This window comes from Streptomyces sp. NPDC056628 (assembly GCF_042792555.1).
Lineage (GTDB): Bacteria > Actinomycetota > Actinomycetes > Streptomycetales > Streptomycetaceae > Streptomyces.
On record NZ_JBHTWG010000002.1, the window covers coordinates 65,570 to 79,375 of the forward strand.

Sequence of the window (13,806 nt, forward strand, 5' to 3'; positions counted from 1 at the left end):
TCAGGAGGTGACGGGCTGTCCGAGGTACTGCTGGGCGAACGCCCGCGCCGCCACCGGGGAGTCGAAGACACGGCGCAGCCGGGCCAGGGTGGTGCCCGCGCGGTACGGGTCGCCCGAGGAGACGCCGTGGTACACCTCGGACAGCCAGTGCGAGAACTCCTGGTAGTCCCACACCCGTTCGAGGCAGGTGGCGGAGTAGGAGTCCAGACCGGCGGAGTCGCCCTTCGTGAGGTGGGCGACGAGCCCGTCGCCGAGCAGGAAGGCGTCGTGCAGCGCGAGGTTCATGCCCTTGGCGGCTATGGGCGCGGTCAGATGGGCCGCGTCGCCCGCCAGCAGGAGCCGCCCGGACACCATCGGCTCGACCACGTAGTTGTGCATCTCCAGGACGCGCTTCTCCAGCAGCCGCCCCTCGGCCAGCGGCGGAGCGCCGTCCGCCCCGAGGCGCTCTTGGAGCTCCGCCCACACCCGGTCCGCCGGCCAGTTCTCCGGGTCGTCGCCCGGCGGGCACTGGAGGTAGTAGCGGGTCACATCGGCACTGCGGGGCATATGGCCGGCGAACCCGCGCGGATGCATGCCGAACACGACGCAGTCGGCCGACGGCGGTGCCTCGGCGAGCAGGGCCAGCCATCCGATGCCGTAGTCGCCGCGGGACGTCCGGGTGCGGCCCGCGGGCAGCGCGGCCCGTGTCACCCCGCGCGCCCCGTCGCAGCCGGCGACGAAGTCGCACCGCACCACCTCGCGCCGCCCGGTCAGCGGGCAGACGTACGACACCGAGGGCTGGTCGCCGTCCACGTCGTGCACCTGGACGTCCCGCACGCCGAAGCGGATCTCGCCGCCGCGTACGTCCGCGTACTCCCGGACCAGGTCCGTCACCAGGGACTGCTGCGGATACACCCAGTGGTGAGCGCCCGTCAGCTCGGTGTACGCGAACCGGTGGCGCCGCCCGTCGAAGCGGAACTCGCACTCCGTGTGCCGCTGGGCCCGCTCCAGCAGCGTGTCCGCGAGCCCGCGCCGCTCCAGCCCGCGTACGGCCCACTCCTCCAGGACCCCGGCGCGAGGCCGCTGTTCGAGGGAAGCACGGGTCTCGGTCTCCAGGACCAGGCAGTCCACGGAGGCGGCCCGCAGGATGTTGCCGACGGTCAGGCCGGCCGGGCCGGCGCCCACTATGACGACCGGAAACCGGTGCGGGGCACGGGGGTTGGTGTGGGGGGAGGTCGAAGTCACCCGAGCATTATGGAGGGGGCCGCCAGGCGGGGGGAGGGGCGGCCGGCCGGGTCAGCCGAGGCGGGGTATCTCGATCGCCGGGCACCGGTCCATGACCATGTCCAGGCCCGCCGCGCGCGTGCGGTCGTACGCCTCCTCGTCGATGACGCCGAGCTGGAACCAGACCGCCTTGGCGCCCTTGGCGACCGCGTCGTCGGCGACCGCGCCGGCGAGGTCGCTGTTCACGAAGACGTCGACCACGTCCACGGCGAAGGGGATGTCCGCCAGCGACGCGTAGCCCTGCTCCCCGTGGACCGTCTCGGCCTTCGGGTGGACCGGCACGACGCGCTTGCCGTGGCGCCGCAGCACGTCGGCCACGCCGTACGCCGCCCGCCGCCGGTTGGACGACAGACCCACGACGGCCCAGGTGTCGCCGAGTTCGCCGAGGATCCTGCGGACCGTCGCGTCGTCTCCGTACACCGCCGGCCTCCTTCTGTGTCGTCGTCCCACTGCCTTCCCCAGCGACAACGGACGACGGGCCGTGACGATTCCCGCCTGGGGCGGGCACCGGAAGCCGGCCCGAACGCCTGTCCGGGCAGGCCGGTGCGCAGTACCGTGCGGGCAGTCCGCACGGCAGGGGGTGGCGATGCCCGGGTTCCACAGGTCCCACGCGCGCGTGGGCGGGCCGTGGCCCCATGGCTGACCGGCCCGGCGCCGAGGACCCCGGCGCGCGGCGCGCCGAGGGGGAAGCGCGTCGGACTGCTGCGGACGGCCGCTCGGGCGCCTACGCTCGCTCCGTGCTGCGCATCATCGACGCCCGAACCGGCCAGCCTGTCGACGCCGCGCCCGCCCGGCGGGGCCTGACCCGCGTCGAGGCACATACCGAGGGCTTCGACGTCACCGCCCTGCGCGTCCTGCTCGTCGCGGACCTCCTCGTGCGCGCCCTGGAACTCGGCGGCACGCCCGTCTGGGCGCTCCTCGACGAGGAACGGCAGCAGGCCGAGCTCAGGGCCGGAGCCGCGGCGCTCGGCATCCGGCCCTTCGAGGACGGCCGGGACGCCGCGTCGGGGCTGGGCGAGACACAGGTCCTGCACGTCGTGCGCGAGGGCGGCGCGCAACCCGACGGCGTGCGGGTGGCCGTCGCCGCCGTGCAGGCGTCCGCACCGCCCGAGGACGCCGACCCCGCCGTCCTGCGCCTCGCGCTGCTCGGCGGGCGCCGAGGCGTCCCGATGACGCTCGACACGGGCACGCTCGACGAGGCCCACGCCACCCTGGCGCGCTGGCGGGGCGCCGTCGCCGACTGGGCCCGGCGGCCGTCGCGGCCCGTGCCCGAGGAGGTGCGGACGCAACTGCGCACCGCCTGGGAGGACGACCTGGACGTGCCCGGGGTGCTCGGCGTCCTGCGCCGCGTGGAGAGCGCGCCGGACCTGCCGGACGGCGCCCGCTTCGAGACGTTCGCCCACGCCGACCGCCTTCTCGGTCTCGACCTCGCGCGGGACCTGGGAAGCCCGCGGTGACCCCGCACATCGCGGTGCCCCCGCACACCGGGTCGAGCCCGCTGCGCCGGCTCGTCGTCCTGCGGCACGCGAAGTCCGCCTACCCGGACGACCTCCCCGACCACGAACGGCCGCTCGCCGCGCGCGGCCGCCGCGACGCCCCGGTCGCCGGGCGGCTGCTCGCCGAGGCCGACTGCCTGCCGGACCTCGCCCTGTGCTCCACCGCCGTGCGCGCCCGGCAGACCTGGGACCTGGCGTGCGCCCAGTGGGGGACGCCCCCGCCGGTGCGGCACGACCGGCGCCTGTACGCGGCGGGCGTCGCCGATCTGCTGGCCGTCGTGCAGGAGGTGTCCCCGGAGGTCGCGACGCTGCTCCTGGTCGGGCACAACCCCGGTCTGGAGGAACTCGTCCTCGCGCTCGCCGGGGACGGCCTCGGCGACCTGCTGGAGGAGGTCGGCGCGAAGTTCCCGACCGCCGCGGCGGCCGTCCTGGCCTGGCACGGACCCGGCTGGCGCGACCTGACGCCGGGCACGGCACGGCTGACGGACGTCATGGTGGCGCGGGGCAGGAAAGACTGACGGGCGGGCACGCACGCGCGTGCCGGGCCGGGCCGGGCGGCGCGAGGGGCGGCTTAGGCTGGTCGGATGCAGGACGAGTACCGCACCGTCGCCCGCGCCGGTGCGCACGAGACCGAGATCAACCGCTCGCGCTTCATCTGCGCGCTCGCGCCGGCCGCCACCGAGCGGGAGGCCCAGGACTTCGTCGCACGGATCCGCAAGGAGCACGCGGACGCCACCCACAACTGCTGGGCCTACGTCATCGGCGCCGACGCCTCCGTCCAGAAGGCGAGCGACGACGGCGAGCCCGGCGGCACGGCCGGGGTCCCCATGCTCCAGATGCTGCTGCGCCGCGACATGCGGTACGTCGTCGCCGTCGTCACCCGCTACTACGGCGGCGTGAAGCTCGGGGCGGGCGGCCTGATCCGGGCCTACGGCGGAGTGGTCGGCGAGGCGCTGGACGCCGTGGGCACGCTCACCCGGCGCCGCTTCCGGCTCGCCACCGTCACCGTCGACCACCAGCGCGCGGGCAAGGTGCAGAACGACCTGAGGTCCACCGGCCGCGAGGTGCGCGACGTGCGGTACGCGGAGGCCGTCACCCTCGAGATCGGGCTCCCCGACGCCGACGTGGAGGCGTTCCGGTCCTGGCTCGCCGACGCGACCGCGGGCACGGCCGTCCTCGAGCTCGGTGGCGAGGCCTACGGGGACGCCTGACCCGGCGCACCCCTCCGCGCGCGTGACGACGGCCACAGGGCCTGCCGACCGGGCCATGGCCCGCATTCATTCCGGCATATGTGGCACCTGCTGGGCATGGGGATGAGTGAGACGGCCGTGCGCGCCCGCCGCGGCGCCCGCAGCGTGGGAGAGTCGGCCCGGCGGGCGTGGACCGGGCCGGGACCTGAGCGGGACGTGGCGATCCAGGCCGGCAAGGCGGCCCTGGCGGCCTGCGTGGCGTGGGCGGTGGCCGGATGGTGGCTGAGGGCGCCGAACGCGTTCGTCGCGGCCTGGGTGGCGATCGTGCTCGTGGAGTCGACGGTGTTCCGGTCGATCGCGCACGGGCTGCAGCAGCTCGCGGCCATCGCCATGGGGACGGCCGTCGCCACCGGTGTCGCCCTGCTGCTGGACTCCCCGACGCTGGCCATGGCCCTGGTGCTCCCGGTCGTGGTGCTGCTCGGCAACTGGGGACCGCTCGGCAGCCAGGGCGTCTACGCCGCCACGGGCGCGCTGTTCGTGCTGACGAGCGGCCCGGTGACCCTCATGGCGTCGACCACCCGGATCGCCGAGGCCGGTTTCGGCGCGGTGGTCGGCATCGCCGTGAACGCGCTCATCCGTCCCCCCGTGTACCTGCGCGGCACGCGCGTGGCCCTGGAGGAAGCGGCCGGGGAGGCCCGGCGGATCCTGGAGGCGGTGGCGGACCGGCTGGCCGCCGGCGAGTGGGACAGCGAGCCGGCCCAGGAACTGCACGAGCGGGCGCTGCGCCTGTTCCGGCTCGTGGACCAGGCCCGCTCGGCCGTCGGCTGGAGCCGCGAGAGCCTGCGGATCAACCCCCTCCGCCGCAAACTGGCGGAGGGGACGCCCGGCCAGGAGTACGACGACGCGGTGACCGTCCTCGACTACGTCGCCGTCCACACCTCCGGCGTCACCCGCGCGGTGCTGGAGTCCAGCGACGGCGGACGGGCGCACTCACGGCCGGGCCCGGCGGTCAGTGAGGCGTACGCCGACTTCCTGCGCGGCAGCGCCCGCGCGATCCGCCTCTACCCCCGCAGCCGGTTCGCTCCGGGCGGCTACGACGCGGAGGCGGACGGGGAACTGCGCGAGGTCGTCGACGACATGCGCCGCACCCTGGACGCCCTGCACCGCAGGCTGCCCGACGGCGCGCTGGAGGACCTCGACGCCCTGGCCACCTACGGCACCCTGCTCACCCAGGCCCGCCGCCTCGCGGACCAACTGGTCACCCAGGAACGCGTGTCCTGACATGTCTGAAATGCCGTACCGAGTATGGAGCGTGACCGGACGGCGCGGGTGGGGATGCGGGAACGTGCGAGACCGGGCGATACGGGAGTAACCGCCTGCGTTGTCGGACCCGGCCGGTAGGCTCGGGGGATCATGAGACTGCTGCACACCTCCGACTGGCACCTCGGCCGCGCGTTCCACCGGGTCAACATGCTCGGCGCGCAGGCCGAGTTCATCGGGCACCTCGTCACGACCGCGCGCGAGCGCGAGGTGGACGCGGTGGTCGTGTCGGGGGACGTGTACGACCGGGCGGTGCCGCCGCTCGCCGCCGTCGAGCTGTTCGACGACGCCCTGCACCGGCTCGCCGACCTCGGCGTGCCCACCGTGATGATCTCCGGCAACCACGACTCCGCGCGCCGCCTGGGCGTCGGCGCCGGACTCATGGGCCGCGCCGGGATCCACCTGCGCACCGATCCGGCGACCTGCGCCACCCCCGTCGTGCTGGCGGACGACTTCGGGGACGTCGCCTTCTACGGGCTGCCCTATCTGGAACCCGCCCTCGTCAGGGACAGTTTCGGCGTCGAGAAGGCCGGCCACGAGGCCGTGCTCGCCGCCGCCATGCGGCAGGTCCGCGCCGACCTCGCCACGCGCGCGCCCGGCACCCGGTCCGTCGTCCTCGCCCACGCCTTCGTCACCGGCGGCGAGCCCAGCGACAGCGAGCGGGACATCACCGTCGGAGGTGTGGCCGTGGTGCCGGCCGGTGTCTTCGGCGGCGTGGACTACGTGGCCCTCGGGCATCTGCACGGCTGCCAGACCGTCTCCGAGCGCGTCCGCTACTCGGGCTCCCCGCTGCCTTACTCGTTCTCCGAGGCCGGCCACCGCAAGAGCATGTGGCTCGTCGACCTGGACGCCGGCGGCGCCGTCACGGCCGAGCGGGTCGACTGCCCGGTGCCGCGCCCGCTGGCCCGGATCCGGGGGACGCTCGAGGACCTGCTCGCCGACCCGGCCCTGCGCCGGCACGAGGAGTCCTGGGTCGAGGCGACCCTTACCGACGCGGTGCGCCCCGCCGACCCCATGGCCCGCCTCAGCGATCGCTTCCCCCACACCCTCAGCCTCGCCTTCGACCCCGAGCGCACACCCGGCGAGCCCGCGGTGTCCTACGCGCGGCGGCTGGCCGGACGCGGCGACCAGGAGATCGCGGAGGACTTCGTGACCCATGTGCGCGGCACCGGGCCCGACCCACAGGAACAGGCCGTGCTGCGGGACGCGTTCGACGCCGTGCGCGCCGACGAGGCCGTGCGGGAGGTGGCCCGGTGAGGCTCCACCGCCTGGATCTGACGGCCTTCGGGCCCTTCGGCGGCACCCAGACCGTCGACTTCGACACGCTCTCCCACGCCGGCCTGTTCCTCCTGCACGGACCGACCGGAGCCGGCAAGACCTCCGTCCTGGACGCCGTCTGCTACGCGCTCTACGGCTCCGTGCCGGGTGCCCGGCAGAGCGGCCAGGGCCTGACCCTGCGCAGCGACCACGCGGCGGCCGGCACCCGCACCGAGGTCCGCCTCGAACTCACCGTCGCCGGACGCCGCCTGGAGATCACCCGCCAGCCGCCCTGGGAACGCCCGAAGAAGCGCGGCTCGGGCACCACGCTCGACAAGGCCCAGACCTGGCTGCGCGAGCACGACCCCCGCGCCGGGACCTGGAAGGACCTCAGCCGCTCCCACCAGGAGATCGGCGAGGAGATCACCCAGCTGCTCGGCATGAGCCGCGAGCAGTTCTGCCAGGTCGTGCTCCTGCCGCAGGGCGACTTCGCCCGCTTCCTGCGCGCCGACGCCGAGGCGCGCGGCAGACTACTGGGCCGCCTCTTCGACACCCACCGCTTCGCCGAGGTCGAGAAGCGCCTCGCCGAACGGCGCCGCACCACCGAGGCCCACGTCCGGGACGGCGACGCCGCACTGCTGGCCGACGCCCACCGCATGCAGCAGGCGGCCGGCGACGCCATGGAGCTGCCCTCCCTCGCCCCCGGTGAACCGGGCCTCGCCGAGGCGGTCCTCGGTGCCGCCGCCGTCGCCCGCAGCACCGCCCGCGAGGAACTCACCGTCGCCCGGTGCCGCCTGAAGGCCGCCGAGGACGCGCAGGCCGGCGCCGACCGCGCGCTGGCCGGCATACGCGAAGTGGCGCGGCTGCAGCGGCGGTTCGCCGAGGCGCAAGAGCGCGCCCGGGCACTGCGGTCACGGGCGGACGCGCAGCGCGAAGCGCAGGCCCGCATGGAGCGGGGCCGCAAGGCCGAGGCGGTGGCACCGGCGCTCCAGCTGCGTGACGCCGCCGACACCGAGCACCGCACGGCGGCCGCGGCGCGGGCACGCGCACGGGAGCTGCTGCGGGACGCCCTCGGCGCCGACACCCGCCTGCGGACCGCGTTCGACGACGGCGGCGCGGCCGGTTTCACCGGCGCCGCGCGCCGGGCCGCCGAGGAGCTGGGCGGCCTCGAGTCGGCGCGCCGCGGCGAGCGCCGCCTGACGGAACTCGTCGCCGAACGCGCCGAACTGGACCGCCAGGAGCGGGCCGACGACGACGTCCGGACCGAGGCGGAGAGCTGGCTCACCGGCTGGGAGGAGACCCGGACCCGCCTCCAGTCGGCGATCGAGTCCGCCCAGGAGGCCGCGCACCGCGCCGACCAGCTCGCCGCACAGCGCGAGCCCGCCCGGCAGCGACTCGCCGCCGCCCGCCTGCGCGACCAGCTGGCCGACGACACGGAGACGGCCGCCGCCCACGCCGCGCAGGCCCAGGAGCGGGCCCTGGCGGCCAAGGAGCATTGGCTGGACGTCAGGGAGCGCCGCCTCAGCGGCATCGCCGCCGAACTGGCCGCCCAGCTGCGGGACGGCGAGGCCTGCGCCGTGTGCGGCGCCACCGAGCACCCCGCGCCCGCCCGCAAGGACGCCGGCCACGTCGACCGCGAGGCCGAGGCACGGGCGCTGGCCGCCACCCGGGACGCGGAGGAGCGGCTCACCGAGGCCGAGCAGCGCCTCGGCACCGTACGCGAGGCGCTGGCCGCCGCCACCGCCGAGGCCGGCGACCTGCCCACCGACCGCCTGGCCGAAGCCGCCGACGAGGTGGAACGGCAGTACGCCCTGGCCCGCAGGGACGCCTCGGCGCTGCACGCCGCGCACGAGGAACTGCGCCGCGCCGAGGCGGAACACGAGCGGCGCACCGCCGCCCAGCAGCAGGCGGCCGTCCGGGCGGCGGCCCGCATCGGGCACCGCGAGCGGCTGGACCGCGAGCAGTCCGGCCTGGAGGCGGAGCTGACCCAGGCCCGCGGCACCGCGACCAGCGTGGCCGCGCGCGCCACCCAGCTGGAGCGGCAGGTGGCCCTCCTCACCGACGCCGCCGACACCGCGCGCGCCGCCGAGGACACCGCCCGGCGCCTCAAGGACGCCGACGCCCGGCTGGCCGACGCCGCCTTCCGGGCCGGCTTCGACACCCCGCAGGACGCTGCCGCCGCCCTGCTCGACGACGCGACCCACCGCGAGCTGCAACGACGCCTGGACGCCTGGCAGTCCGAGGAGTCCGCCGTCCGCGCGGTCCTCGCGGAGGCCGACACCGTGGCCGCCGCCCGGCGCCCCGCCGCGGACCTGGCGGCGGCGGAGCGCGCCGCCGAGGCCGCGGCCCGACGGACCCGCGACGCGGCCTCGGCCCGGGACGCGGCCGCCCGCCGCTGCACCGAACTCGACCGCCTCTCCACGCGCGCGGCGAGCGCGGTACGGCAGCTCGCCCCGTTGCGCACGGAGTACGAGCGGGTGGCCCGGCTCGCCGCCCTCACCGCCGGCACCTCGGCGGACAACGAACGCCGGATGCGGCTGGAGTCGTACGTGCTGGCGGCACGACTGGAGCAGGTCGCCGCCGCCGCGACCGTACGGCTCCAGCGGATGTCGTCCGGCCGCTACACCCTCGTCCACTCCGACGACCGCACCGGCCGCGGCCGCAGCGGCCTCGGCCTGCACGTCGTCGACGCCTGGACCGGCCGGGAACGCGACACGGCGACCCTGTCGGGCGGCGAGACCTTCTTCGCCTCCCTCGCGCTCGCCCTCGGCCTCGCCGACGTCGTCACCGACGAGGCGGGCGGGGTGCGCCTCGACACCCTCTTCATCGACGAGGGCTTCGGCAGCCTCGACGACCAGACCCTCGACGAGGTCCTGGACGTCCTCGACTCACTGCGCGAACGGGACCGCAGCGTCGGCATCGTCAGCCATGTCGCCGATCTGCGTCGGCGTATCCACGCCCAGCTCGAGGTCATCAAGGACAGGACGGGGTCGGTGCTGCGGCAGCGCGGTCACTGACCGACCGGGCGCCGCGGCAGCGGCGAGGAGTACACCACGCTCGTCGTCACCGAGCCCAGGGCACCGATCCGGCCGGAGACCTCCTCCAGGTGCCGCATGGAGCGGGCCGTGACCTTGATGACGAAGCAGTCGTCGCCCGTGACGTGGTGGGCCTCCAGCACCTCCGGTGTCGAGGCGACCAGGTCGTGGAAGGGCTTGTAGTTGCCGTGCGGGTAGCGCAGGCGGACGAAGGCCAGGATCGGCAGCCCCAGCCGTTCGGGGTCGACGACGGCGGCGTAGCCCTGGATGACGCCCGCTTCCTCCAGGCGGCGCACCCGCTCGGTGACGGCGCTCGCGGACATGGAGACGGCACGGGCGAGCTCGGCGTAGCTGGCGCGGCCGTCCCGCTGGAGGACGTCGAGGATGCGCCAGTCGGTGGCGTCCGGGGAATACGCGGTCATAGCCGAGGGATAGCAGGGGATTCGTCGGCGGATCAAGCGAGGCACCGGGGAACCGACCTTCAGGGAGGCAGTCGGCGCCCGTAGATTTCTGATCATCCGATCAAGGCCGCCGATCCACCCGAAGGGCACGACCATGACCGCCGCCCCCGCCGTGAACCCCGTCCTGCGCGTCGCCCCCGCCGCGCCCGCCGAAGCCGCCGCCCACTTCCGGGCGAGCCTCGCCTTCCACGCGGACGTGTCCGACGTCGCCGCCGCGCTCGCGGCCGGCACCGACCCCGGCTTCGTGGTCCTCGACTCCCGGTCCACCGCGTCCTGGGACCAGGGGCACGTCCCGGGCGCCGTGCACCTGCCCACCGCGCTCATCCCGGAACAGGCCGGGGACCTCCTCGACCCGTCCGTGCCCGTGGTGACGTACTGCTGGGGACCCGGCTGCAACGGCGCGACCCGCGCCGCGCTCGCCCTCGCCGAACTCGGTTACCAGGTCAAGGAGATGCTCGGCGGATTCGAGTACTGGGTGCGTGAAGGCTTCGAGTTCGAGACGTGGGAGGGTCGGGGACGCCGGCCCGCCGACCCGCTCACCGCACCCCTGACGGACGAGAACTGCGGTTGCTGAGACGCCAGTTGGGCACCGTGCGTCGAGCGGAGGCCCGGCGTGTAGGTTCTGCTGGCATGGTGACATTCGCGGAAGCGGGAACGCTGGAGTGGATCGAGTCGGGCGGAGGCCCGCTGATAGCCGTGCCGGAGACGGTGCTTCCGTTCTGGGCCGGCGCCGACGGCGACGAGACCGCCTCGGACTACGACCGGGCCTGTGAGGTCGACGCCGCCGTCGGCCTGCTCCCGGTCGGGGACGGTGCGGCCCTGGTCCTCGGCGACGAACCCGCGTCCACCGCCTACCTCCCGGACCACGGCGTCTTCGTCCGGTGGTGCGCGGCCGACTCCGAGGCGGACCTGCTCGCCGGGGTCCCGTCCGCCCTGGCCACGGCGGACTGGGGGCATGAGGTCCACTGGAAGGTGCCCGGCCCGGTGGTGCTGTTCGACTCGGCCTGGCCGGGGCGGGAGACGGAACGGACCGAGCATCTGCGGGTCGGTCTCGCCCCGGGCACGTACGCGGTCCGCGCCGCGCACGCCCGGCCGGGCCCCGAGACCTGGATGATCCTGGTCCAGCTGCGGCGGCTGCCGCACGGGGACTCCCTTCGATAAGCAGGTGCGCGGCCCGGAACCGGCACGCATGATGATCTGTCATGCCGCGATTTCCGCACCCCAGCCCCGAGGAACTGCGCCGTGACCCGCTGCCGTTGCGCGGTCGCACCGCCCTGGTGACCGGCGCCAGCCGGCGCGGTGGCATCGGGCACGCCGTCGCCCGCCGGCTCGCCGCCCACGGCGCGAGCGTCTACCTGCACCACCACGTCGCGCACGACGCCGCGATGCCCTGGGGCGCCGACCGCCCCGAGGACGTCGTGGCGTCCGTGCGCGAGGCGCTCGGCGACCCCGGCGCGCGGGTCGCCGCCGGTCCCGGCGACCTCTCCGACCCTGCCGCGCCCGCCGCACTGGTGGCCACGGCCGCCTCGGCGCTCGGCGGACGGCTCGACATCCTCGTCGCCAACCACGCCCTCAGCGGCAGCGGCAGCGACGGCACGCTCGACGAGATCGACTCCGCCATGCTCGACGCGCACTGGGCGGTCGACACCCGCTCGGTGCTGCTCCTCGTCCAGGCCCACGCCCGGCTCCGGCCGGCCGGTCCCGGCGGGCGCGTCGTCATGATGACCTCCGGGCAGGACATCGCGGGTGGCATGCCCGGCGAGATCGCCTACGCCCTGCAGAAGGGCGCCCTCGCCTCCATCACCCGCTCCCTGGCCGGCCCGCTCGCCGAGCGCGGGATCACCGTGAACACCGTCAACCCCGGGCCCGTCGACACCGATTACCTCACCGGTGACGCGTACGACGCCGTCGCCGCCCGCTTCCCCGCCGGTCGATGGGGGATGCCCGACGACCCGGCCCGCCTCATCGCGTGGCTCACCACGGACGAGGCGGGCTGGGTCACCGGCGAGGTCATCAACTCCGAGGGAGGGTTCCGCCGTTGACCCCCGGCTCTACAGTGCGGCCAGCTCCTCCACCAGGTCGTCCAGGCCCAGCGAACCCTGGGACAGGGCCGCCATGTGCCACGCCTTGAGGTCGAAGGCGTCGCCGTGCCGCTGCCGCGCCTTCTCCCGGCCCTGCAGCCACGCCCGCTCACCCAGCTTGTAGCCGATGGCCTGGCCCGGGATGGTCAGGTACCGGGTCAGCTCGCTCTCCACGAAGTCCGCCGGACGGCTGCTGTGCGCGCCGAAGAACTCCTGCGCCAGGTCGGGCGTCCAGCGCTCACCCGGGTGGAACGGCGAGTCCGCCGGGATCTCCAGCTCCAGGTGCATGCCGATGTCGACGATGACCCGCGCGGCCCGCATCATCTGCGCGTCCAGGTAACCGAGCCGGTGCTCCGGGTCCGTGAGGAAACCCAGCTCGTCCATCAGCCGTTCCGCGTACAGCGCCCAGCCCTCGGCGTTCGCGCTGACCAGGCCGATGGTGGCCTGGTAGCGGGAGAGGTTCCCGGCGACGTACACCCACTGCGCGAGCTGGAGGTGATGGCCCGGCACCCCCTCGTGGTACCAGGTCGAGACCAGGTCGTAGACCGGGAAACGGGTCTGGCCCATCGTCGGCAGCCAGGTGCGGCCCGGCCGGGAGAAGTCCTCCGACGGAGCGGTGTAGTACGGGGCCGCCGCACCGCCGGGCGGCGCGATGCACGACTCCACCTTCCGCACCGGCTCGGCGAGTTCGAAGTGGGTGCCGTCCAGCTTCTCGATGGCCTCGTCCATCAGGCCCTGCAGCCAGTCGCGGACCTCGTCGACGCCCTCGATGTGCCGGCCGTGCTCGTCGAGGTGCGCCAGCGCCACCCACGGGGTCGCCGCTCCCGGCAGGATGCGCTCGGCCTCCTTCTTCATCTCGCCGAGCAGCCGGTGGTACTCGGACCACCCGTAGGCGTACGCCTCGTCCAGGTCCAGGTCGATGCCGTTGAAGTAGCGCGCCCAGCGGGTGTAGCGCTCACGGCCCACCGTGTTCGGCGCGCCCTCGATCGCGGGCGTGTACACGTCCCGCATCCAGTCCCGCAGCTCGGCCACGGACGCCGTCGCCGCCCGGGCCGCCTCGTCCAGCTCCGCACGCAGCGTCTCGGGTCCGGCGGCGGCGAAGTCCTCGAACCAGCCGCGCCCGCCCTCCGGACCGGCCCACTCGGTGAGCTGCTCGACGAACGTGGCGGTCGGCCGCGGAGCCGCGTACAGCTTCCGCTCCAGGCCCAGCGCCAGGGACTCCCGGTAGCCCGCGTAGGCCGCCGGCACGGCGCGCAGCCGCTCGGCGATCGCCGCCCAGTCCTCGTCGGTCTCGCTGGGCGTCACCGTGAAGATCTCGCGCACCGAGTGGGCGGGCGTGGCCATGTTGCCGACCGCGCGCAGACCCTCGTCGGCGTCGTGCACGGCGAGTTCCGCGGTGAGCCGCTCGCGCAGCAGACGCGCGCACCGGCGCTCGATGTCGCTGTCCGCGCCGGGCCCGCGCTCGGCCTCGTCGAGCCGGGCCAGCGTGGCGCGCTGGAGCCCGGCGAGCGCGTCCTGGCCGGCCGGGGACAGATCGGGCAGCCTGCTGCTGCTCTCCTTCACGCCCAGGTAGGTACCGGTGAGCGGGTCGAGGGCGATGAGGTCGTCGACGTAGGCGTCGGCGACCTCACGGGGCAGTGGAGTGTTGGTGTCGGACATGCCGCCATCCTCGTACGGCGGCCGCCCCCGCGTCAGCCCGGATC

General features: G+C 75.0%; 13 protein-coding genes. 9 read left to right on the forward strand and 4 right to left on the reverse strand.

The window, feature by feature from the left end; translation table 11 throughout:
* Complete coding sequence (locus ACFRAC_RS03660) at positions 1-1,224, reverse strand: 4-hydroxybenzoate 3-monooxygenase (RefSeq protein ID WP_382920105.1); 1,224 nt, start codon at positions 1,222-1,224, stop codon at positions 1-3.
* A 51-nt stretch (positions 1,225-1,275) separates the two neighbouring features.
* A complete protein-coding gene (locus ACFRAC_RS03665; RefSeq protein WP_382920108.1) occupies positions 1,276-1,683 on the reverse strand; it encodes a CoA-binding protein in 408 nt (135 codons plus the stop codon).
* A 317-nt stretch (positions 1,684-2,000) separates the two neighbouring features.
* On the opposite strand from ACFRAC_RS03665, the gene ACFRAC_RS03670 reads away from it, so the two are divergent.
* From ACFRAC_RS03670 to ACFRAC_RS03695, 6 genes are all read left to right on the forward strand, one after another.
* A complete protein-coding gene (locus ACFRAC_RS03670) occupies positions 2,001-2,720 on the forward strand; it encodes a hypothetical protein (RefSeq protein WP_382921115.1) in 720 nt (239 codons plus the stop codon).
* On the forward strand, positions 2,717-3,277 hold the full coding sequence (locus ACFRAC_RS03675; protein WP_382920111.1) for a SixA phosphatase family protein: 561 nt from the start codon (positions 2,717-2,719) through the stop codon (positions 3,275-3,277). Before ACFRAC_RS03670 ends, ACFRAC_RS03675 begins: the two co-directional genes overlap by 4 nt.
* Before the next feature lie 66 nt (positions 3,278-3,343).
* Entirely contained in the window at positions 3,344-3,970 is a 627-nt protein-coding gene (locus ACFRAC_RS03680; RefSeq protein ID WP_382920114.1) for a YigZ family protein, read from the forward strand.
* 96 nt (positions 3,971-4,066) lie between these two features.
* Positions 4,067-5,230 (forward strand): aromatic acid exporter family protein, encoded by a 1,164-nt coding sequence (locus ACFRAC_RS03685; RefSeq protein WP_382920117.1) that lies wholly within the window; start codon positions 4,067-4,069, stop codon positions 5,228-5,230.
* A 132-nt stretch (positions 5,231-5,362) separates the two neighbouring features.
* Positions 5,363-6,526, forward strand: coding sequence for an exonuclease SbcCD subunit D (locus ACFRAC_RS03690; protein WP_382920120.1), 1,164 nt, complete (start codon positions 5,363-5,365; stop codon positions 6,524-6,526).
* Positions 6,523-9,543: an AAA family ATPase gene (locus ACFRAC_RS03695; RefSeq protein ID WP_382920123.1), complete on the forward strand. Its 3,021-nt coding sequence runs from the start codon at positions 6,523-6,525 to the stop codon at positions 9,541-9,543. Before ACFRAC_RS03690 ends, ACFRAC_RS03695 begins: the two co-directional genes overlap by 4 nt.
* On the opposite strand, the gene ACFRAC_RS03700 is transcribed toward ACFRAC_RS03695, so the two are convergent.
* On the reverse strand, positions 9,537-9,983 hold the full coding sequence (locus tag ACFRAC_RS03700; protein ID WP_382920126.1) for an Lrp/AsnC family transcriptional regulator: 447 nt from the start codon (positions 9,981-9,983) through the stop codon (positions 9,537-9,539). The genes ACFRAC_RS03695 and ACFRAC_RS03700 overlap by 7 nt on opposite strands.
* A 133-nt stretch (positions 9,984-10,116) precedes the next feature.
* Here ACFRAC_RS03700 and ACFRAC_RS03705 point away from each other — a divergent pair, with 133 nt between their 5' ends.
* Genes ACFRAC_RS03705 through ACFRAC_RS03715 form a run of 3 tightly spaced genes read left to right on the forward strand, consistent with a single transcriptional unit; the run spans position 10,117 to position 12,064 of the window.
* Complete coding sequence (locus ACFRAC_RS03705; protein ID WP_382920129.1) at positions 10,117-10,596, forward strand: rhodanese-like domain-containing protein; 480 nt, start codon at positions 10,117-10,119, stop codon at positions 10,594-10,596.
* A gap of 56 nt (positions 10,597-10,652) precedes the next feature.
* Positions 10,653-11,183 carry an immunity 21 family protein gene (locus tag ACFRAC_RS03710; RefSeq protein WP_382920131.1) on the forward strand — a complete coding sequence of 177 codons (531 nt, stop codon included), beginning with the start codon at positions 10,653-10,655 and terminating at the stop codon, positions 11,181-11,183.
* Positions 11,184-11,224: 41 nt separating this feature from the next.
* Positions 11,225-12,064, forward strand: coding sequence for an SDR family oxidoreductase (locus tag ACFRAC_RS03715; RefSeq protein ID WP_382920133.1), 840 nt, complete (start codon positions 11,225-11,227; stop codon positions 12,062-12,064).
* A gap of 9 nt (positions 12,065-12,073) precedes the next feature.
* Here the strand turns inward: ACFRAC_RS03715 and ACFRAC_RS03720 are convergent, their stop codons facing one another.
* The gene (locus tag ACFRAC_RS03720) at positions 12,074-13,762 is read right to left on the reverse strand and encodes a DUF885 domain-containing protein (RefSeq protein ID WP_382920135.1); all 1,689 of its coding nucleotides are present in this window, start codon (positions 13,760-13,762) and stop codon (positions 12,074-12,076) included.
* Positions 13,763-13,806 lie beyond the last annotated feature (44 nt).

Excerpts from the sequence above, each read along its gene's own strand:
- ACFRAC_RS03680 (WP_382920114.1), top strand. The coding sequence starts at position 3,344 with ATGCAGGACGAGTACCGCACCGTCGCCCGCGCCGGTGCGCACGAGACC.
- ACFRAC_RS03685 (WP_382920117.1), top strand. The coding sequence starts at position 4,067 with ATGGGGATGAGTGAGACGGCCGTGCGCGCCCGCCGCGGCGCCCGCAGC.
- ACFRAC_RS03690 (WP_382920120.1), top strand. The coding sequence starts at position 5,363 with ATGAGACTGCTGCACACCTCCGACTGGCACCTCGGCCGCGCGTTCCAC.
- ACFRAC_RS03700 (WP_382920126.1), bottom strand. The coding sequence starts at position 9,983 with ATGACCGCGTATTCCCCGGACGCCACCGACTGGCGCATCCTCGACGTC.
- ACFRAC_RS03705 (WP_382920129.1), top strand. The coding sequence starts at position 10,117 with ATGACCGCCGCCCCCGCCGTGAACCCCGTCCTGCGCGTCGCCCCCGCC.
- ACFRAC_RS03710 (WP_382920131.1), top strand. The coding sequence starts at position 10,653 with ATGGTGACATTCGCGGAAGCGGGAACGCTGGAGTGGATCGAGTCGGGC.
- ACFRAC_RS03715 (WP_382920133.1), top strand. The coding sequence starts at position 11,225 with ATGCCGCGATTTCCGCACCCCAGCCCCGAGGAACTGCGCCGTGACCCG.
- ACFRAC_RS03720 (WP_382920135.1), bottom strand. The coding sequence starts at position 13,762 with ATGTCCGACACCAACACTCCACTGCCCCGTGAGGTCGCCGACGCCTAC.